At 69.4% G+C, this 18,980-nt stretch carries 18 protein-coding genes, 5 tRNA genes and 1 pseudogene; 15 read left to right on the top strand and 9 right to left on the bottom strand.

Annotated elements, in window-relative coordinates; translation table 11 throughout:
* Nucleotides 1-115 precede the first annotated feature (115 nt).
* The 6 genes from ABZU52_RS08745 to ABZU52_RS08720 all read left to right on the top strand — a co-directional run bounded on the left by ABZU52_RS08745 (nucleotide 116) and on the right by ABZU52_RS08720 (nucleotide 1,545).
* Nucleotides 116-189, top strand: a tRNA-Glu gene (locus tag ABZU52_RS08745).
* A gap of 15 nt (nucleotides 190-204) precedes the next feature.
* Nucleotides 205-315 (top strand) — tRNA-Gly (locus ABZU52_RS08740).
* A 1-nt stretch (nucleotide 316) separates the two neighbouring features.
* Nucleotides 317-389 (top strand) — tRNA-Arg (locus ABZU52_RS08735).
* Nucleotides 390-474: 85 nt separating this feature from the next.
* Nucleotides 475-548 (top strand) — tRNA-Asn (locus ABZU52_RS08730).
* Nucleotides 549-567: 19 nt separating this feature from the next.
* Nucleotides 568-638, top strand: a tRNA-Cys gene (locus ABZU52_RS08725).
* 370 nt (nucleotides 639-1,008) lie between these two features.
* A complete protein-coding gene (locus ABZU52_RS08720; protein WP_354970461.1) occupies nucleotides 1,009-1,545 on the top strand; it encodes a hypothetical protein in 537 nt (178 codons plus the stop codon).
* 4 nt (nucleotides 1,546-1,549) lie between these two features.
* Here ABZU52_RS08720 and ABZU52_RS08715 read toward each other — a convergent pair whose 3' ends face one another.
* Nucleotides 1,550-2,149, bottom strand: coding sequence for a hypothetical protein (locus ABZU52_RS08715; RefSeq protein WP_354970460.1), 600 nt, complete (start codon nucleotides 2,147-2,149; stop codon nucleotides 1,550-1,552).
* Between the two features lie 113 nt (nucleotides 2,150-2,262).
* Between ABZU52_RS08715 and ABZU52_RS08710 the strand changes: the two genes are divergently transcribed.
* A complete protein-coding gene (locus ABZU52_RS08710) occupies nucleotides 2,263-3,513 on the top strand; it encodes a helix-turn-helix transcriptional regulator (protein WP_354970459.1) in 1,251 nt (416 codons plus the stop codon).
* Nucleotides 3,514-3,760: 247 nt separating this feature from the next.
* Here ABZU52_RS08710 and ABZU52_RS08705 read toward each other — a convergent pair whose 3' ends face one another.
* Nucleotides 3,761-6,028, bottom strand: a complete 2,268-nt coding sequence (locus ABZU52_RS08705; protein WP_354970458.1) for a glycoside hydrolase family 44 protein — start codon at nucleotides 6,026-6,028, stop codon at nucleotides 3,761-3,763.
* A 291-nt stretch (nucleotides 6,029-6,319) separates the two neighbouring features.
* Between ABZU52_RS08705 and ABZU52_RS08700 the strand changes: the two genes are divergently transcribed.
* Both ABZU52_RS08700 and ABZU52_RS08695 read left to right on the top strand, forming a co-directional pair.
* The gene (locus ABZU52_RS08700) at nucleotides 6,320-7,549 is read left to right on the top strand and encodes a cytochrome P450 (protein WP_354970457.1); all 1,230 of its coding nucleotides are present in this window, start codon (nucleotides 6,320-6,322) and stop codon (nucleotides 7,547-7,549) included.
* Nucleotides 7,546-7,773 carry a ferredoxin gene (locus tag ABZU52_RS08695; RefSeq protein WP_354970456.1) on the top strand — a complete coding sequence of 76 codons (228 nt, stop codon included), beginning with the start codon at nucleotides 7,546-7,548 and terminating at the stop codon, nucleotides 7,771-7,773. The genes ABZU52_RS08700 and ABZU52_RS08695 overlap by 4 nt, the downstream gene beginning before the upstream one ends.
* A gap of 529 nt (nucleotides 7,774-8,302) precedes the next feature.
* Here the strand turns inward: ABZU52_RS08695 and ABZU52_RS08690 are convergent.
* Nucleotides 8,303-8,722: a Rid family hydrolase gene (locus tag ABZU52_RS08690; protein WP_354970455.1), complete on the bottom strand. Its 420-nt coding sequence runs from the start codon at nucleotides 8,720-8,722 to the stop codon at nucleotides 8,303-8,305.
* A gap of 93 nt (nucleotides 8,723-8,815) precedes the next feature.
* Between ABZU52_RS08690 and ABZU52_RS08685 the strand changes: the two genes are divergently transcribed.
* The 3 genes and pseudogenes from ABZU52_RS08685 to bla all read left to right on the top strand — a co-directional run bounded on the left by ABZU52_RS08685 (nucleotide 8,816) and on the right by bla (nucleotide 10,745).
* Nucleotides 8,816-9,337 carry a MarR family transcriptional regulator gene (locus ABZU52_RS08685; RefSeq protein WP_354970454.1) on the top strand — a complete coding sequence of 174 codons (522 nt, stop codon included), beginning with the start codon at nucleotides 8,816-8,818 and terminating at the stop codon, nucleotides 9,335-9,337.
* Between the two features lie 196 nt (nucleotides 9,338-9,533).
* Nucleotides 9,534-9,656 (top strand): annotated as a pseudogene (locus tag ABZU52_RS08680) (LuxR C-terminal-related transcriptional regulator); the annotation flags it as partial.
* 183 nt (nucleotides 9,657-9,839) lie between these two features.
* Complete coding sequence (gene bla / locus ABZU52_RS08675; protein WP_354970453.1) at nucleotides 9,840-10,745, top strand: class A beta-lactamase; 906 nt, start codon at nucleotides 9,840-9,842, stop codon at nucleotides 10,743-10,745.
* 50 nt (nucleotides 10,746-10,795) lie between these two features.
* On the opposite strand, the gene ABZU52_RS08670 is transcribed toward bla, so the two are convergent.
* Nucleotides 10,796-11,716, bottom strand: a complete 921-nt coding sequence (locus ABZU52_RS08670; RefSeq protein ID WP_354970452.1) for a serine hydrolase — start codon at nucleotides 11,714-11,716, stop codon at nucleotides 10,796-10,798.
* Complete coding sequence (locus tag ABZU52_RS08665) at nucleotides 11,713-12,624, bottom strand: LysR family transcriptional regulator (RefSeq protein WP_354970451.1); 912 nt, start codon at nucleotides 12,622-12,624, stop codon at nucleotides 11,713-11,715. The genes ABZU52_RS08670 and ABZU52_RS08665 overlap by 4 nt, the downstream gene beginning before the upstream one ends.
* A gap of 429 nt (nucleotides 12,625-13,053) precedes the next feature.
* On the opposite strand from ABZU52_RS08665, the gene ABZU52_RS08660 reads away from it, so the two are divergent.
* Nucleotides 13,054-13,827, top strand: coding sequence for a hypothetical protein (locus tag ABZU52_RS08660; protein ID WP_354970450.1), 774 nt, complete (start codon nucleotides 13,054-13,056; stop codon nucleotides 13,825-13,827).
* Between the two features lie 91 nt (nucleotides 13,828-13,918).
* Here the strand turns inward: ABZU52_RS08660 and ABZU52_RS08655 are convergent, their stop codons facing one another.
* Both ABZU52_RS08655 and ABZU52_RS08650 read right to left on the bottom strand, forming a co-directional pair.
* Complete coding sequence (locus tag ABZU52_RS08655; protein WP_354970449.1) at nucleotides 13,919-14,356, bottom strand: hypothetical protein; 438 nt, start codon at nucleotides 14,354-14,356, stop codon at nucleotides 13,919-13,921.
* Nucleotides 14,357-14,404: 48 nt separating this feature from the next.
* Nucleotides 14,405-14,812 carry a nitroreductase family deazaflavin-dependent oxidoreductase gene (locus tag ABZU52_RS08650; RefSeq protein WP_354970448.1) on the bottom strand — a complete coding sequence of 136 codons (408 nt, stop codon included), beginning with the start codon at nucleotides 14,810-14,812 and terminating at the stop codon, nucleotides 14,405-14,407.
* Between the two features lie 318 nt (nucleotides 14,813-15,130).
* On the opposite strand from ABZU52_RS08650, the gene ABZU52_RS08645 reads away from it, so the two are divergent.
* Complete coding sequence (locus tag ABZU52_RS08645; protein ID WP_354970447.1) at nucleotides 15,131-15,580, top strand: GNAT family N-acetyltransferase; 450 nt, start codon at nucleotides 15,131-15,133, stop codon at nucleotides 15,578-15,580.
* A 77-nt stretch (nucleotides 15,581-15,657) separates the two neighbouring features.
* Here the strand turns inward: ABZU52_RS08645 and ABZU52_RS08640 are convergent, their stop codons facing one another.
* Complete coding sequence (locus tag ABZU52_RS08640; RefSeq protein ID WP_354970446.1) at nucleotides 15,658-16,875, bottom strand: GAF domain-containing SpoIIE family protein phosphatase; 1,218 nt, start codon at nucleotides 16,873-16,875, stop codon at nucleotides 15,658-15,660.
* A 193-nt stretch (nucleotides 16,876-17,068) separates the two neighbouring features.
* Between ABZU52_RS08640 and ABZU52_RS08635 the strand changes: the two genes are divergently transcribed.
* Entirely contained in the window at nucleotides 17,069-17,506 is a 438-nt protein-coding gene (locus ABZU52_RS08635) for an ATP-binding protein (protein ID WP_354970445.1), read from the top strand.
* Nucleotides 17,507-17,730: 224 nt separating this feature from the next.
* Here ABZU52_RS08635 and ABZU52_RS08630 read toward each other — a convergent pair whose 3' ends face one another.
* Nucleotides 17,731-18,717 (bottom strand): DUF664 domain-containing protein, encoded by a 987-nt coding sequence (locus ABZU52_RS08630; RefSeq protein ID WP_354970444.1) that lies wholly within the window; start codon nucleotides 18,715-18,717, stop codon nucleotides 17,731-17,733.
* Between the last annotated feature and the right edge of the window lie 263 nt (nucleotides 18,718-18,980).

The raw sequence follows: 18,980 nt of genomic DNA, 5'->3' as shown, positions 1-18,980 counted from the left end.
CCCGAGGTAACCGGTAGCGCACGAGAGTGAAGTCGCCGAGGATTCCGTTCGAGCCGGGGGAGGGCGTGTTTGGTGGCGATCGTGGGCACGCGACCGCGATCCCCGCCGACGTCATGGGCCGTTGGAGCAAGCTGGCAGCTCAGTTGGTTCTCAGCCAGGAGGTTACGGGTTCGAGCCCCGTACGGCCTACGCAAGCAATGCCATGCGGTCGTGGTGAACTCGGCGGACACGTCGGTCCTCCAAACCGAAGAAGCGGGGTCGGTGCCCGCCGACCGCTCAACCGTTCGGAGGGTTCAACTCCCTCCGACGACACCATGCCCCCGTGGCTCAGCGGAAAGAGCACCAGATTACGGATCTGGGGGTCGCGCGTTCGAATCGCGCCGGGGGCACGCGTCAGGATGTAGCGCAGTCGGTAGCGCGCCGGTCTGGGGGTACCGGCGGCCGTCGGCTCGAGCCCGGCCCACGCGCGACCATTCCGGCGTCGCCGAATCGGTAGAGCAACGGAGTGTTAATCCGTACAGGTGCTGGTTCGAGTCCAGTCGTCGGAGCAATGGGGCACTTCCGCGTGGTCGTGTGCCCGAGTGGTCAGGGAGCGGTCTGCAAAACCGCGTACGCCGGTTCGATCCCGGTCACGGCCTCGAAAGCCATCCACTGCGGATAGCGAGCAGGGTGCTGCTCCGATGGGTGGGCCGAAGGTGACGCAGTGGCGGTCTCCGACGGGCGGTGAGCCGGCGGACATCGTGAGGAACTGCACGGCTGGCCGGTCGCAATAGTGGCAGAGGCGTCGGTGAGCCGGTCGGGTGCGGCGACACATCGCCCTGGCTGGACTTCGGCACGGACGTCGGTGAGGCTTTGACCTGCGGCCGTCGGGTGAGTGCCCACTGCTTGACGAAAGGCGTCAGCTGACTGACGGGACATCGAGCGTTGTGCCGGTCGATAGTGGCGCACATGACTCGTCTCAACGTCGCGCTTGAACCGTCGGCGCCCGTAGCCGCAAGCCTCGTTCATTTGGCGGCGGACGTGCTGTCCACCGACTCGGTCTTCCGCATCGGGGAGGACGGCCGGCACCCCCACCTGACGCTCTACATGGCGGAGTTCGAGCCGTGGGCGCTGGACGCCGTGCTGGCTCGGGTTGCCGGCGCGGCCCGCCACGCGACCGGCGTCGCTTGCGCCGGGCAGAGCCTCGCGTGCACCGCGGGCGGTTATGTGGAGATCGGCTACGCCAAGACGGGGGCGCTGCTCGGCCAGCAGTTCGAGATCGCCGATCGGCTCCGGGACTTGGCGCTCCCGGTGCCCATGCCGCCGCACCTCACCCCCACCGACGACCAACGGCGCAATCTTGAGTTGTACCGTTACGAGCTGATGGGAGACAGCTTCCGCCCGCACGTCACCCTGGGCCGTCTGGCGCCGAAGGGGCGGGCTTCCCTATCCGACGCCGGATTTCCGGCCTTCTCCTTCATGCCGGCCGCCCTCCTGGTCGCCGTCGCCGACGACCAGGGTGCCGCCCGGCACATCGTTCTCCGGGCGGCGCTCCCGGTCAGCTGACCGGTCATCCGCCTCGCGCGGGCGTCCGGCACTCCGGAATCTCGCCATTGTGTCCGGCCGGCGTCGTGTATTTCGCCAGGACCCATCCGGTATACGGATCACCGGGCGAGTCGAATCGTGCGGTCAGGTCGCCGGGCGTGTTGCTCGGCCACGTGATCGCCAGCCAGTCGGTGGTCGTGTCGTTGCCGTTGTATCCGGAATCGAAATGGCACCGCGCATAGATCAGCATCGCATTTCGGGCCAGCCCGATCTTTTCGCACAGTGCGGTGCTGCAGCCGCAGTTCTGGTACGGGCAGGACCGCACGGTCAGGCCCAGGTCGGTGCCGTCGACGACGGTTTCGGCTACCCGGAAAGCCCACGGTCCGGCACCCACCGGGGCCTGACTGGCCCGAAATGGCGTCTGCTCCTCGATGGGCCCCAGGTTGCAGACCGCAGTGCCATTGCTACCCATGTTGACACAGTTTCCATTCCCGTTGTCGATCGCCACACCGAGGCTTGCTGGCGATTCCTTGCGACTCTGGGCGTACACGGTGGCACCGGCGCCGACAAGCGCGGCCACCAGGACCGGAATGCCAGTGACCATTACTTTCTTGATGCTGGGCACGAACGGGCTCCTCACCATTACGACCTTGGTCATTTGAATATGCCCGTTCGGCCCATCCGCGTCGTGTCCGCCGACTGCCAAGTTGTGTCAGTGGACGCACAACGGCTGGTCAGGTGGTGATCTTGGCTTCGAAACGAGCGTCAGACCCTCGCTCAGCGGCGCGGATCGCGTGGGGCAACGTCGTCGCCGAAGCGCTGCGCAAGCAGAATCTGTCGGTCAACGCCGCAGCCCGGGCGATCGACGTCAGCCGCAACACCCTGCAAAACTGGCTCAACGGCGACGCCGACGCCGACCTGCACACGTTCGAGCGGCTGTCCGAACTCACCGGACTGTCGCATGTGCTGCTGCTGGAGTTGGCCGGGGTCCTGCCACCGGAGCTGGGTCCGATCGCGTACCAGAATCAGGCGGCGCACGAGCTGCGGGAGGGTCTTCGCCGGGTTAAGCGCTGGGTCGATCAGGCCATCGAGGCGGCCGACTCGCCGCCCGCCGCTCAGGTGGCCGGGGCGCTGCTGTCCCGCAGCAAGGAATGGGAGGTCACGCTTCGCCCTGCGGTGCGCGGAAGCCAGTACCGCCTGCTTCAGCACACCTACCTCGCACTGAAGCCCCTGCATGAGCCGGCCCTGCCCGAGGATGTCGCCCGCGAGGAAGTTCATCACCTGCTGGCCGACCTGTACGGGCCGTACGGGCTGACTTGGCGAGAGCAGGAAGCGCACGACTTCATCGACCATCCGCCGTTCGTCCTTCAGGTACCCGACCACGAGCGCCCGCGCGGGCCGCGGGCGGCCGATCCGCACGCGCCGGCGCCGATCCTGGCGCTGGGCCTCCCGTATGCCCATGCCGAGTTCCTTGGCAGCTACGTCGCCCACGCGCTTGGCTACGGCTATGCGGACCTTCGCTATGGACCTCGGGCTCCGAGCGCCATGCGCGAGGAGGATGGGCGTGTGGCGGCGATGATTGAGCACGCCCAGCACCTGATGGCCAATCACGCCCGCCGTCAGGTCTGGTCTCTGGCCGATCACCGGGTGCTGCGTGCACTCGACGAGGAGTTGCGCACAGCGAGCCTCCCGCTCGTGCTGGTCGTCGAGCCTGGGGCGCGGCTTCGCGCCCGGGGCTGCGAGGTGTGGAACGTCCCGGAGGAGGAGATGGCCGCGGCCTACCAACAGATGCGGGGCTATCTCGAGGACCCACCCTGGCCGATCGTTCACCTGCCGGTCGACGACGACCTGGGGCCGGACGGCAGTGTCGACCCGGGCATACTGGTGGACACTATGGTGCGGCTGTCGATCGATGCCCTCACCGCGATCCACCGTGACCACAACGGGCCCGGGCCCCGGCGGTGGCTGACCGTGCCGGGCCATCCGTAGCGGGCCTCCTTGCCAACCTCACTCCCTCGATCTGGCGCGACTGTCCGAGGGCGGTGCCCAAGGTCGCCGGGATCGTCGTTGCCTCCGCCCTCAGGCGGTCGGGCTGGACGGTCCCGGTGATCGGGCTCTGAGCCGTCCTGTCGCGGGACTGGCCCGGACCGTCACCTGAGCCAAGGGTCCGGGGCGCAGCGGCCCCGGACCCTCCCGGCCTGCTCCGCCGGTGTGGGACGGAGCAGGGTTTCTCAGGTCACCCGCAGCGTTGACCGTTGAGGGTGAAGGCAGTCGGCGTCGGGTTGGTGCCGCTCCACGTGCCGTTGAAGCCGATGCCGGTGGATGCGCCGGGGGCGAGCTTGCCGTTCCAGCTCATGCTGTCCGCGGTGACGCTCGTTCCGGTCTGTTTCCAGGTGGCCGACCAGCCCTGGCTGACCTTCTGGCCGGTGGTGGGGAAGTCGAAGGCGAGCTTCCAACCGTCGATCGCGGTGGTGCCGGTGTTCTTGATCGTCACGGTCGCGGTGAAGCCGCCCGGCCAACTGTTCGCCGTGTAGCCGACGGTGCAGCGGCCGGTGGGCGCGGTCCGCACGGTCAGGCCGGGCGAGGCCGTCGAGACGTTGCCCGCCGCGTCGCGGGCGGTTACCACGAAGGTGTACGGGGTGTCCGGCGTCAGTCCGGTCACCGTGTACGTGGTGCCGGTGGCGCTGCCCACCTTGACGGTGCCGGTGGTGTCGACCCGGTGTACGTCGTAGCCGGTGACGGCGGTGTTGTCGGTGGACGGCGTCCAGGTCAGCGCGACGCTGTCGCTGGTGATGGTGCCGGCGGTCGGCTTGCCCGGGGCGGTGGGCGCCTGGGTGTCGCCGGGCGTGGTGGTGCGCGGCAGCACCAGGTGGGTGATCGAGTTGGCCGGGAAGGTGGCCGTGAGGCCGCTGGCGGTCACCGGCAGGTCGGCCTCCCGGACGACGCCGGTGAGGTTCGCTGCGCTGTACCGGTAGACCTGGGCGGTGCTGGCGGCGGCACCGGTGAGGGCGACCGGGCTGGTCAGGTCGTCGCCGGTCTTGTTGACGACGACCAGCGTGAGGGCCTTGTCGGCGCTCCGCTCGGCGGCGTACACGGCCAGTTTGCCCTGGTCGGCGCTCGTCGCCCGGACGGAGGTATCGCCAAACGCGCCGCCCTTGCCGTCGTAGTTGCGGTAGATGCGGAAGGCGTTGGCCACCGGTTGGTCGGCCGTGGGTGCGGTCCAGAGGGTGGCCAGGTCGAGCCCTTCGCGGCCGAAGATGCCGAGTACGTCGGCCTGGGCGAGCGCGCCGTTGAGCGACCCGAAGCCGCCCCAGTTGTACTCGGTCATCGCGACCTTCGTGCCCGGGTAGTGCTGGTCGACCAGCTCGCGCAGGCGCGGGATGAACCGGACCGGGCTGTTGATCCAGCTCTCGTCCACGTAGGTCGGGTCCCAGAGCTGGCGGGTCGAGCGCAGCCGCAGCGCCTGGGTGTTGGCGTCGCCGGCCGCGTCGCCGAGCACGCCGGACTGCTGCGGGTAGAGGTGGACGTCGAAGTAGTCGAGGATGCGGGTGCCGTGCTGCTGCTCGTACTCGCGCATCCGGTCCAGGTACCACGGGCCGAGGTCCTGGCCGCCGTGCGCGGCCTTGTCCGGAGGGTTCGACCAGCAGCCGGTACGCGAGCAGGTGTCCTGGTCGAGGCCCGAATAGAAGATCGAGTTCAGGCCCCAGCCGACGGGACCGAGCGTCTTCGCGCCGGGGTCGGCGGCCTTGATCGCGGCGGCGTACGCGTAGGTGCGGTCGCGTAGCTCGTCGTAGCCCAGGCCGGTCGGGCGGACGTCGCGGTGGGTGGAGTGCCACAGGTCCGGCTCGTTGTCCAGGTTGTAGAACTGGACTCCGCCGTTGGCGGCGGCGCCGAACTGTCCCTTGAGGTGGTTGACGAAGTCGGTGGCGTACTCCGGACCGACGGCGACGCTGGTGTCCTTCGGATCGTTGCCGGTGACCAGCGACCCGTCCGGCTTCTTGCCGTTGCCGCAGTCCGGTGCCCACTGGTCGGTGGACTCCTGCGGGCCGTACTTGGCGACGCTGAAGCCACACGCCCGCGAGCGGTCCTTGGCGATCCAGCCGAGCATCGGCATCGTCATGACCGTGGCGGCGCCGGTGGCCTTGTTCTGCTGCACGAACCGGTCGCTCTCCGAGCCCTCGGGGAGATCGTCCGGATTCGGGTTGTCGTTGGGGATGTTCTCGAAATACCAGTCTGCCGCGCGGTTGGTGGTGTCGGCACGGAAGTTGTAGCGGGTGGTGGCGTTGCCGCCGTAGCGGTGCACCGGCAGCCGCAGGTCGCGGGCGAGCCCCTCGTCGGCGAAGTTCATGCCGTAGACGTACGGGCTGATCTGGTGCCGGGCGGCGGTGGTGTCGACGGCCAGCGCCGGGCCGGCCGCGGCCAGGGCGGGCACCGGCAGGGCCAGACCGCCGAGGGCCGTGGCGAGCACGACCGGGAGTAGAGCTGTGTGGGGACGCACGAGCATTCCTCTCGAATAGGAGCCCGTCGATGGGAGCGCTTCCACACAATTGCGCTTTCCTGGCCATGAGTCAACGCCTGGGACTTCTCGTCGTCCCCTGGGCGCCCGCATGGTCGATCGCGTGCGGACGCCCGTCAGCCGTCATAGCGATCATCGACAACTCTCGCTACGATCCGATATCGAGAGACTACTGAGCGTTGATGTGTGCTGTTCGCGAGCCCTGACGCTGGTAATCCGGCGTCGCTACGACAGTGGTGCCGGCCTGAGGATCACGCTGTCTCGACGAAGGGGATTCGGATGACGGAGAGCGCGCAGACCACCGAGAGCCGAGCCGTTCCGCCCGCGCGGCCGTACCCGTTCAGTGTGCCCGACCGCCTCGTCGTCGATCCGACCTATGGCGAGCTGCGCGAGAACGAGCCGATGACCCGGGTCAAGCTCCCCTACGGTGAGGAAGCATGGCTCGCCACCCGGTATGAGGATGTGCGTACGGTCCTCGGCGACGTGCGGTTCGGTCGCGCCCCGGCCGTTCAGCGCGACGAGCCCAGGCTGACCCCGCGCCAGCAGTACAGCGGCATGCTGACCATGGACCCGCCCGATCACACTCGGCTGCGCCGCCTGGTGGCGAAGGCGTTCACGGCACGTCGGGTGGAGGCGCTGCGCCCCCGGACCCAGGAGATCGCCGACGCGCTGGTCGACGACATGGTCCGGCTCGGTCCGCCGGCCGACCTGGTGGAGCACGTCGCCACGCCACTGCCGATCCAGGTGATCTGCGAGCTGCTCGGGGTCCCGTACGCCGACCGCGGCCGCTTCCACATCTGGTCCGAGGCGATCGTCTCGACCACCTCCCTGCCGTCGAAGACGATCCAGGAGTACCTGAACAACCTCTGGGGCTACATCGGCGGTTTGGTCGCCGAGCGCCGCCGCGAGCCGGAGATCGACGACCTGCTCGGCGCGATGGTGCGAGCCCGCGACGAAAATCAGGACCGGCTCAGCGAGGCCGAGCTGGTGGAGCTGGCGGCAGGGTTGCTCGCGGCCGGCCACGAGACAACGGTGACCCAGATCCCCAACTTCGTCTACGTCCTGCTGCACAATCCGGACCAGCTCGCTCGGCTGCGGGCGGAGCCGTCGCTGGTGCCGGCCGCGGTCGAGGAACTGTTGCGGTACGTGCCGCTCGGCGTCGGATCCTCCTTCGCCAGGTACGCCAAGGAGGACGTCGAGGTCGGCGGGGTGCTGGTCCGGGCCGGTGAGCCGGTTCTCGGCTCACTGTCGTCGGCGAATCGGGACGGCACCGTCTTCGCCGACCCGGACCGGCTGGATTTCGAGCGCGAGCAGAAACCGCACCTGGGGTTCGGACACGGCGTACACCACTGCCTCGGCGCACAACTGGCCCGCATGGAGTTGCAGGTCGCCGTCGCCACCCTGGTGACTCGCCTGCCCGGATTGCGGCTCGCCGTACCGGAAGCAGAGCTGGAGTGGAAGCGCGGCATGTTGGTGCGGGGTCTGCTCGGCATGCCGGTGGCCTGGTGAGTACCGCGTGGCGGATCGGGGTGGACTCGCGCCGCTGCATCGGCACGAGCATCTGCGCCGGCACCGCGCCCGAGCACTTCCGCCTGGTCGGCGGCCTGTCCGCGCCGCTGGCCGACGTCGTCTCCCCGGCCGAGGTCATCCTCGACGCCGCCGACTCGTGCCCGGTGGAAGCGATCACGGTCCGCGACGCCACCGACGACCGGCTGATCGCACCGCAGGAGTGACCCGAGGTCGAGCCCGGCCGCCTGCCGACGGCGTGGCGAACCCGGAGCTGACCGCCTCCACGAGCGACCCGGGTGGCAAGGACCGGGGCACCGCTCAAAGGTTCGCCGGACGGAGCTGTGACGCCGTATGGGTCGCGAAGCCGTCCGCCACGCGTGCGCGCTGAAGGTCACATCCTGAACGCCACATGCGACGGAAGGGCTCGCTGCTGCTCAACCCCGGTGGCCCGGGTGGCTCCGGCGTCCTGGGCAATCTGGGCGTCGTGGCGAAGATGCCCACCTGCTCCACCTGAAACCCGGCCCGGAGGAGCTGGTGTGCCTGCTCGGCCGCCAGCTCCTCCGCAGACGCATTCGGCTTGTCAGGGTTGGAGCAAGCGCAGCATCAGTGCGAGATAGCGCTGGGAATCAGCCGCGGTGCCCGCGAACTGGGACGCCGTGTCGGGGCCCCCGTTCCCACCTCGCCGGACGCCAAGGACAGCCGCTCCGCCGGCCAGCGCAGGCGTACCGCGTCATCGCGGTCGTTCGTGACGGGTCAGGGGCGACCGACGACGGCGGTCACCCGGATCTCGACGCGCATATTCGGCGCGGCCAGAGCCGCGACGCCGATCAGGGTCCAGATGGGGGACCGGTCACCCATCCGCTTACGGAACTGTTCCACCATGAACTGGCCGTGCGCCTCGTCGATGAGGCCCGGGGCCTTCGCAACGTGGAAGGAGTCCACGGAGACGACGTCCCGCCAGGTGGCCCCGGCCGTGGCCAGGGTGCGCTCGACGTTGTCGAAGGCCCGGACGATCTCCTCCTCGAGCGACTCGGGGAAGGTGAGTTCGTCGTCCCATCCGCCCTGGCCCGAGATGTCGACGCGGTCACCGATCCGCAAGGCCTGCTGGTAGTGCCGGTTCTCCAGCATCCAGGGGCCGTAGCCGGGCGTGGCGAAGAACTGTGGCTCGATCATGCTGCTCTCCCTCTTCATGACTTCATGCTTGAAGTGAATGGTAGCATGCACAACTTCAACCATGAAGTATTGGCTGCTGGGTATGGTGTCGGCATGGCAACCACCGCCACTCCGGGCCCCGACGAGGACGCCACCGACCAGGCGCTCTGGCTGTCGGCGGATGAGAAGGACGCCTGGACCGGTCTGGCCTCGCTGGTCCTGCTGCTGCCCGGCCGATTGGAGTCGCCCCTGCAGCAGGTGGCCGGGCTCACCCTCTTCGACTACCTGACCCTCAGCCAGATGTCGGAGGCGCCCGACCGGCGGCTGCGGATGAGCGAGCTCGCCTACCTGGCCAACGGCTCGCTGTCCCGTCTCTCCAACGTCGTCAAGCGGTTCGAACAGCGAGGTTGGGTCGTACGATTTCCCGACCCGGTGGACCGTCGCTACACGATCGCCGCCCTCACCGACGCCGGCTACGACGTCGTTGTCGCCGCCGCGCCGGCCCACGTGCGCTCGGTGCGGCGGTACGTGCTCGACCCCCTCACCCCCGCCGACCGACGCGCACTGATGCGCATCGCCACCAAACTCAAGGTGCGGCCGGTCGACCTGGCCCAGGAGGCGACCGGCACCCAGTAGTCGCACACGCCGGTGACGAAGGTGGCCCAACGACATCGCCCGGTTGCTGACCGCGCCGGTCCTGGTGCGACAGGAACGGTGGGACGGCCGCCATCAACCGCGCCGCGGCGCCGTCTGAACCGTCCGCGCCGTGGGCCGGGGCTCACCGGATCGGATGGCGCTCGGCGAACTCCCACACAATCGCGCTGGCGTCCGGGCCGTCCGACTCCACCTGGCGCCAGGCACCGTGCGGAACTACCTCTCCAACGCCATGCGTAAGACCCAGACCCGGACCCGCCACGAAGCGGCCCGGTACGCCCGCGAACACGACTGGCTGTGACCGGCGTCCCGGCATCACCGGCCTGATCTCGACCAGGATCCATCCGCGCCGCGCCGGCGATGCCAAATCAGCATGAACACCGCCAGTTCCGTCTTCGACCGCATGCCGGATCCCTGCCAGGGTCGAGTCCTGCCCGACCGGCGCCGCCCGCGCCGGACCGACGGCACCGACCAAGGAGCGATGATGACTTTTGCGACACACCGTCTGGTGGCCGCAATGGCTGCGGTGTCCCTGGCCGCGTGCGGCCCCGCCGATGCCGCCGAACAGGCGACGCGGGACCGTGCGGCAACGGTCACCGCGTCCACCGCCACCGACCGGGACCACGAATTCCGGCGACTGGAGGAGAACTTCGACGCGCGGCTCGGGGTCTTCGCGATCGACACCGGTACCGGCCAGACCGTGCAGTACCGGGCCGACGAACGGTTCGCGTTTACCTCGACGTACAAGGCGTTGGCCGCCGCGGAGGTCCTCGACGAGACCACCGACGCCGAGTTGGACCGGGTGGTGCGGTACTCGGCGGACGACCTGGTGACCTACTCGCCGATCACGGAGCAGCACGTCACGGAGGGCATGACGCTGCGCGCGATCGCCGACGCGGCCGTGCGCTACAGCGACAACACCGCCGGCAACCTGCTCCTGCGCAAGCTCGGCGGGCCGCAGCGGTTCGAGAAGGAACTGCGGGGAGTCGGTGACAAGGTCACCGATCCGGCGCGCTACGAGACCGCGCTCAACGAGGCGAGGCCGGGTGATCGGCGGGACACCAGCACCGCGCGTGCCCTGGCCCAGGATCTGCGGGCGTACGCCGTGGGAGACGCCCTCGAACCGACGGACCGCGACGTGCTCAACGGTTGGTTGAAGGGCAACACCACCGGCGGCAAGCTGATCCGCGCCGGTGTGCCGGACGGCTGGGTCGTGGGGGACAAGACCGGTGCCGGCGGCTACGGCACCCGCAACGACATCGCGGTGATCTGGCCCCCGGATCATGCGCCGATCGTCCTCTCGGTGCTGTCCAGCCGCGACGAGAAGGACGCCGTCTACGACGACGCGCTGATCGCCCAGGCGGCCGAGGTCGCGATCGCCAGGTTGTGACGGTGTGCCGGCCCGCTGCGCGAGCGGCGATCCCGGGCCACCAGCGCGGACTAACCCCACCAGGGCAGGGTGCCCGTCCGCAGGTGATCGTGCAGGCTCCGGGCGACCTGGGCCATCGTCGCCTCGCTGCCGGGCTGCGCGACGGCGGGCACCCGGGAGGCGGTGAGCGCGGCGACCGCGTACGACTGCCCGTCCGCATGATCCACCACCCCTACCTCGTGGCGCAGGTGCAGCAGGGTGCCGGTCTTCGACGACCAGCGGGACGCGTCGGAGGTGAAATCCGGGGCGAGTCGCTGCCGGTGCAGGTTGTCCGCCATCAGGGCGCGTACCCGGGCGGCGGTGCTCTGGTGGATCGTCGAGGGCCGCCAGAGGGCGTGCAGCAGGTCGACGAAGGCCCGCGCCGACCCGGCGTTCGCACGAGTGACGTCGAGCTGGGCGACGGGGTGGCCCTGCCCCGGGGTTGCCGCGCCGATGGCGAGGGAATGCGCCAGGTGTACGTCGTCGGGGCCGAGGCGTTCCGCCGGCGTTTCGGCGAGGTCGCCGACCCGGTGCCGCACGGTGATGCCCTCGATCCGCAGTCGCCGCAGCTCGGCGGCGACCGCGGCCGGCGGGACGAGGTCGAACAGGGCGTCGGCGGCGACCCCGTCGCTGACGGAGGTGCTCAGGTAAAGCAGGTCGTCCACAGAGATCCGTGCAGGATGGCGGAAGCGGCTGAGCCCGGTCGGGCCGGGGGTGGTGATCCGACCCGGCGCGATGTCGACAGGCGTCGCCGGGTCGATTTCCCCGTGCCCGACCCGCTCCAGAACGGCGACCGCCAGCGGCACCTTGACCAGCGACGCCGTCGGGTAGGGGGTGTCGGCGTCGAAGCCGATCTCCTGGCCGGAGTCGAGGTCGCGGACGAGGAAGGCGCCGTGCAGCCCTGCTTCGTCGAGCAGGTCACGCGCGTGGCGGACGACGGCCGTGGCGCTCATCCCGCATCTCCTGTCGAACTGGCACCGGGTGCGCCATCCCCGGTCGCGCCCAGACATCGTGCGACGTCCGCGTACAGGACTGTGCGGAGGTTGGCGAGGTCCTCGCGGACGCCGGCGGCGACGTCGTAACCCCGTAGGAGCTGTGGGCCGGCGAGGGGGCACCAGTGCAGTGCAAAGTCCTCGGCCTGCTGGCGGGAGCAGAGCAGCAGGTCGGGGGAGACGAGGGCCGCTGCCGCGGCGTCAACTAGAGATGGCGCAATCGACACCTGCGTCGGTGCCAGGCCGGCCGACTGGCCGGCGCGGGTCAGCGGGTCCCGCAGGTGCACGACGTCGTCCTCGGGCTGGATCAGGATCCGCCGGCGTGCCTGCGCGCGGGCTCGGCCGCTGCGCAGCGTCTCCAGGAACACCGTCGGCGCCGGAAAGGGAGTGCGGGCGGCCAGCCCGAGCGGCACCCGCCAGGGTGCCATCGCCTCCGGAACCGCCACGATCCCGGCACCGACATCGAGCGTCTGGCAGAGCCGTTCGCGCTCCTGCGGGCCGGCCGGCCGTACCTCCAGGTGGATCCGCTGCCGTCGGGCCGCGACCACCAGGGCGGCGAGGTGGTGCGGCGGGCAGATCTCGGGTACGGCGACCCGCAGCGGCCGCAGCCGGGCCCGCTCGGCGTCATCGGCCATGGCGTCGGCGAGGTCGACCAGGCGTCGCGCTGTCGGCAGCATGTCCTGCCCGAACGGGGTCAACCGGACCGCGCGGGATGTCCGGTCGAATAACCGCGCCCCGAAGTGCTCCTCCAGGGCGGCGATGCGGCGGCTGGCGACTGGCTGGGGGATTCCTGCCGCGGCGGCGCCGGAGGTGAAGCTGCCGTGGCCGCTGACGGCGACGAAGGCCCGACAGGCGGCGACCAGATCCATCCACCGAACCTATACCCAGAACGCATGGACGAGGTGGCAGGGTGCCTGCTCAGCATCGTTCCGTCGTGGCCCGGACGCGCGCACGCGGGTCAGGCGCTGGCGCGTTCCGTTCCGTGGGCGGCGGCATGCCCGCAGCGCACTCAGTGATGAACGTCGATGTTGCCCGAATGGTCGCAGGTGTGCTGGAATGGCGAACATCGCTGCGGCGCGGGGGCAACCGCGCTGGGAACGGTCAGCGCGGGAGCATGGCAGTGCTGGCGGAGTGCCGCTACGACGGACGCGCGCCGTACCGCCGAACCATCTCCACGACGATGGGCGGATGTCCACCGTACGTGTCCCCGGCCACGTGGTGAGCAGCGATCGCGATGTTCGAAGCACCATTCCGGCCCCTGCCCGCGCGGTAGGGACTCAACGCCATGAAGGATGACCATGCGCCGTTTCCTCGCGGTGTTCACCGCCGCCCTGATCCTCGGCACCACAGCCGGCAGTGTCCCGGCCGGCGCCTCGGGTGCCTCCCCACGTTCGTGCGCCCCTGGCCTGCTCTTCTGTGAAGACTTCGAGCGTTTGCCGCGTGGTGGCGCCAGCACTGTGGACTGGGGCCTCGACACCCGCAACGGCACGCTCACCGTCGAGCGTGCCCGCCGCGGCAACCAGGTGTTGCACGTGCACACTGTCGACAACGGACGAGCCTTTTTGCGTGTCGACGATTTCGCGGCGCCGGGCAACCGCTTCTATGGCCGGATGCGGTTGCGCGTCGATGCGTTCCCCACCGCCCCCGACTGGGCGCACTTCACGCTGGTGGAGGCGACCGGCACCGGCAGTTCGGAGGTCGTCCGCCCGGTCGGCGGCCAGTACGCGCCCACAGTCCCCGGAATCTTCTGGGGCGTGGGTGCCGACGGTGGCCCGACCGGCGACTGGACCAACTGGCGGGAGTCCGCCCCGGTTGCCGAGGACACCTGGCAGTGTTTCGAGTGGAAACTCGACCCGACGGACAACCGCGTCACAGTGTGGATCGACGAGGTGGCGATCCCGGGGTTGACCGCGTCGACGACCGAACACGGCGGCAACGACGTGCCCTTCGTTCTGCCGACGGTAAACACAGTCAAGGTCGGCTGGCAGCTCTATCAGGGCGGCACCACGCCGGGCGAATTCGACCTCTGGATCGACGACATCGCTCTCTCCACCAAGCGGCTCGGCTGCTGACGTCGTTTGTCAGGTTCCACCGCCTGCCCGCACCAGCCCGCAGCCCGCAGACCTCCGCCGACGTGGGGCAGCCGGTGCCGCACGTGGTCGATTACGCCGTTGCGGCTCCGGCAACAACCTTTTGCTGCTGGTTTGCCTGGGTGCGCCGGACGACCTGGATGCCGGCGGCCGTGGTGGTCACGAGTGCCACGGTTGCGATCAGATTGAGGGATGCGGCGATGGTGGCGCTTATCCACCACGACTTCACTGGCGCTGGGGGTGCGACCGGTGGTCCGCTGTTACGGGCCCGGGTGACCCAGTTGGCGACCCCGGCCCAGGCGGTGAGCGGCGTGAGAAGGAGCAGACAGAGCATGACCGCGGACAGCTCGCGGAGCGGCACGATGGCGTTGAGCATGTCCGCCGTGCCGGACCCGTCGTGGGTTACTACGCCGATCCGGTGCTCGTACGCCGCGAGGGCGACGATGGTGTGGAAGACGTCAACGATCGTCAGGGTGACAAGGGCGGTCACGGCGGTGCGGGCACCTGGCATCTGACGACGATAGCTGCGAGTGGCACACCGGTGAATATGACTCTCTGCCTACGGCGCAGGCTCCAGTATGACGACGGGGATCTGGCGGGTGGTCTTCTGCTCGTAGTCGGCGAAGCCTGGATACGCGGCCTTCTGCGCGCTCCAGATCCGCTCCCGCTCATCCCCGGCGGCAACCCTGGCGATCAACTCGACCTTGTCCGTACCGATCTCCGCTTGGACCTGCGGCTGAGCGAGCAGGTTGTAGTACCAGTCGGGATTGGTGGGCGCACCGGCCTTGGACGCGAATACGGCGAAGCCGCCGTCCACCTTCTGGTACATCATCGGATTCACCCGAGGCTGGCCGCTCTTGGCGCCGACCGTGTGCAACAGCAGCAGAGGCGCGCCAGCGAACTGACCACCGACCTGCCCATCGTTCGCGCGAAACTCGGTGATGATCTTCTCGTTCCAGTCGCTCATGCCTTCTCCTCGCGCTCGCGTACCGGCTCCATCACGACGATTCTGACAGCTTTCGCGGGACGGGACACTGCGACCACGTACCGAAGAACCCGGCGTCGACAATGCGTAGAGCTTGGTTCGCGGCAGGTGCGGACGCCGCAGGCTGCGGTGTTCGACCTTCGTGCGGCCGAAGATGCCAGCTGGCTCGGCGCTTGCAGGTTCTCGCCCGTGCGATATTCCCGTGTCGATGGGGCGCGGCGGTGGCTAGCGTAGGCGGAAGTCCAGGTCACCCAGCACACCCGGCTGCACGAGCTCGGCGAGCTGGCGGTGCCGCCACCTGTGCCGGGCAGCTTGGTGGCCGCGACCGAGGGCGACGTGGGACTGGTCACGGAGTGGTTCGCCGCCTTCATGGGCGACGCCGACGAACAGGCGGGCCGCCCGCGCGGTACCAGTGCCCACGAGATGCCCGACCACACGGAGATGCTGCGCCGGCTCCACGCTGGACGGCTGTGGTTCTGGGTCGACGAGGCTGGGGAGCCGGTGCACCTCACCGGTGCCAACCCGCCGTCGTTCGGGGTGGCCCGGGTAGGCCCGGTGTACACGCCGCCGGCCCAGCGGGGGCGTGGTTGGGCCAGCAACGCGGTCGCCGAGGTTTCCCGGCGGATCCGGGCCGAGGGTGCGCGGGTCTGCCTGTTCACCGACCAAGCCAACCCGACCTCGAACAAGATCTACGCCGCCCTCGGCTACCGGCCGGTCGTCGACATGGCCAACCTGATCATCGTCCGCTGAAGCTGAACGTATCGGGATGATCCGGACGCCTCGGGTCAGGAGTGGGTCGGCGGGTTCGGGCTCCAGGCAGAGCCGGCTCACTCCGATGCTGGCTGCCGTCGGATGACCAGCAGGGCGATGTCGTCGCTCGGGTCCTCCTCGGCGGTGGCCATGATGTGGTCGCACAACGCGTCGGCCGGACCGGACTGCACGGCGTCGGCGAGGCGTTCGATGCCGGTGTCGATCAGCTCGTTGCGTCGTTCGACCAGCCCGTCGGTGTAGAAAATGAGCGCCGCGCCCGGCGGTAGGTCCAGGACGGTGGTACGGCGCTCGGCCAATGGCCGGCCCACGCCGAGTGGCCGGTCCGCCGGGAGGTTGACGAGCTTGGTGGGTTGGCCGGGGGTAGCCAGCAGCGGTGGCAGATGGCCGGCGCAGGAGAGGTGCACCGTCGCGCGGTCGGGTGTGATCAGGGCATAGACGGCGGTGGTGAGGGTGCCCGCCTCGAAGTGGTGGATCTTGCGGTCGAGGGAGGTCAGGGCCTGGGCGGGGGAGTCGGAATCGAGGGCGTAGGCGCGTAGCGCGCTGCGGATGCGTCCCATCACGACGGCGGATGGCAGCCCGTGCCCGGAGACGTCACCGATGACGGCGCCCAGCCAGCCCGAGGGCAACCCGAACACGTCGTACCAGTCGCCGCCGATGCCCAGGTCGTGGCCGGGTACGTACCGGGCGGCCAGGTCCAGGCCGGGGGTGTCGGGTAGCCGGCCTGGTAGCAGGCTGTGTTGCAGGGCCAGCGCCGCCTGCCGGTCGAGAACCTGCGCTCGGGCCTGACTGGCGAAGCTGGCCCGATCCGCGACGAGCTGCAACAGCCGCACGTCGTCGGGACCGAACCGCCGCAGGGCCAGGGAGCCGACGTGCAGTACGCCGACCAGGTTGCCGTTGGCCAGCATGGGCACGCCCAGCAGGGCACGTATGCCTGTGGCGAGCAGGATGGGATTGACCACGTCGTGGGGCGTCACGTCGTAGATCGTGACCGGCGCGCGGGTCGCCGCCACCCGGCCGGCGAAGCCGCGTCCGACCCGGATGCGGAAGCCGCGGCGTACCTCCTCCTCCAGGCCCTTGGCCGCTGTCGCGACGAGCTCGCCGCTGTGGTCGTCCAGCAGCAGGATGGTGGCGGTATCGACCTTGAGTAGGTCTCGGACCCGTTCAAGTAGCTCGTCGAGCAACTCGGTGATGTTCAGCCCCGACAGGGCGGCGTCGGTGATCGCCTCGATACGACGCAGCCGCTCCTCAATCGTCACCAGCTCGGCATCAGCCACGAAGGAAGCCTAGACGCCGGTACGCGGCCGACAGCATGCCAGCAGCGAGATCAACAGTGTCGTGCCGCCCGCGTGGGGTACCTTCCCATCTCACATTGATGTCTTGATCGTCCGGTGAACCGTTTCGAAGCGCCATCCTCCGTCGCGCCACCGGTAAGGTCACCCGCTCGACGTCCGACAGAGAGGGGAAGCAGTGGCGAACCCACCGCCCGACCACCATGCCCCCACCGCCGGAAAGGTCCTGTTCTCGACGTCGTTCACCCTCACCGATCTCACCCGCGTTCGACACGAGGTCGAGGCCGTCAGCCGCCGGTGCGGCCTCGACCACGACGAGATCGAAAGCTGGGTCACCGCGGTCAACGAACTATTGATCAACGTGATCCGCCACGGGGGCGGCAGCGGCGCCGTACGCCTGCTCCTGGACGGCCAGCTCACCTGTGAGGTCACCGACCACGGGCTGGGCTTCGACGCTGCCCACTACGTTCCCCGCACCGAGCGGCCGCCGCTGTCCGGCACGGGAGGAATGGGCCTGTGGGTGGTCGGGCAGATGGCCGACTACGTCCTGGTCGACAGCGGACCCGCAGGCACCACCATCCGCATCGCGGCACGTACCCGCGACGCTGCCGAGTAGCCGTGCCCGGCCGGCGGCTGGTGCGGTGCTCAGCTCGGTCCTCATCGACGCGCGGAACCCGGCCGTGCCGGTCCTCGCGGTCTCCGGCGTACTCGGTTCATTCATCGCGCCGCCGGATGGATGCAGAGCGTGGCCCAGGCGTTCTCGATTCTGCAACCCGTTGGCCTACGCCGCCCTATACGCGCTCGTGCCGAGAACAGTGCACCTGATCATGACGGGACGGGCTACATGCCGATGGTTCCGTCGATCCGCTCGCGGAGCAGGTCTGCGTGGCCGTTGTGGCGGGCGTACTCCTCGATCATGTGGATGAGGACCCAACGCAGCGAGACGGTACCGCGCCACGTGTCGTTGCCCTCGATGTCGAGGTTGTGGGCGGCGGCGATAAACGCGTCGGCGAACGTGACCTCGTCGTGCCACGCCTGCCGGGCTGCGGTGACGAAGGCTGGGTCGGACACGGCGTCGTCGAAGTCGCCGTCGGGGTTGGTCTGGGACGAGAACCGTGGGGGCGCGTGTTGACCTGCCAGGACCTGGCGGAACCAGCGGCGTTCCACGTCGGCGAGGTGTCGGATCAGGCCCAGCAGCGACAGCGTCGATGGCGGCACCGATCGGCGGTCCAGGGCGTCCTCGACGTCTGCGCATTTCAACGTCAGCGTGGTGCGCTGGGCTCGCAGCATGTCGTGCAGCATCTGCCGTTCGTCGCCGGTGGCGGGTGTCGTGAACCGGCGATCGTCGGTGGTGGGGAACAGGCCGGCCCTCCTGCGCGTGTCGTCCGGCCGTGCGGTGATCGATGCGTCGGTGGGGGCGTAGAGGGGGAAGCGTTTGGTCAGGGCGGTGATCCGGTTACGCGGGCCGAACGCCGCGACAGCGACGTAGTTGATCTCGTCCGCCGGCGTTGCGGCGAGTGCGGTCACATAGTCGTCGTAGGTCCGGGCCTGCTGGGCGACCTCGTTGAAGGCCACGGTGATCAGATCGGCGTCGGCGCGTGTGCTGCGGTGCAGGTCGCGGAGTTGGTCGGCGGTGGCGCTCAGGATGGGCACCGGATGGGGGTTCAGCCCGACGTGCGGCTCGCCGGATCCGTCTTCGGCGTCCGCCGCCGGTGGATGGGGCAGTCGCCCGCCCAGGCTCAACGCGAGTACGGCTGCGGCGTTGACCGCCCATGCGGCCGATAGGTCGGCACGGATGACGATCACGAGTTTGGTGGGCAGGGTCATGTGGATGTACTCCAGGGTCGGCCGGATACCGGATACCGGTGGCGTGGCTGCGGGCAAGAGGGTGGCGGTTGGCCGTTGTCTCCCGGTCGGGTGGCGGCAGGGTTGTCCTTGCCGCTTCACGACGCGAACTGGACCTGATCGGGGGGAAGTAGGTCTGCTTCCGAGTTAGCGGCGGCCGTGTTCGATGCGTTGGCGGGCGCGGGAGTGGGCGGCGGCGGCCGGGGTCGAGCCGGTGGCGCGGGCGGTGCGCAGGATGTCGGTGA

The organism is Micromonospora sp. NPDC005220 (assembly GCF_040607895.1).
In the GTDB taxonomy this organism is placed as follows: Bacteria; Actinomycetota; Actinomycetes; order Mycobacteriales; family Micromonosporaceae; genus Micromonospora.
The sequence above is the reverse complement of the archived record's forward strand: the minus strand, read 5'-3'. Positions and strand labels throughout refer to the sequence as shown.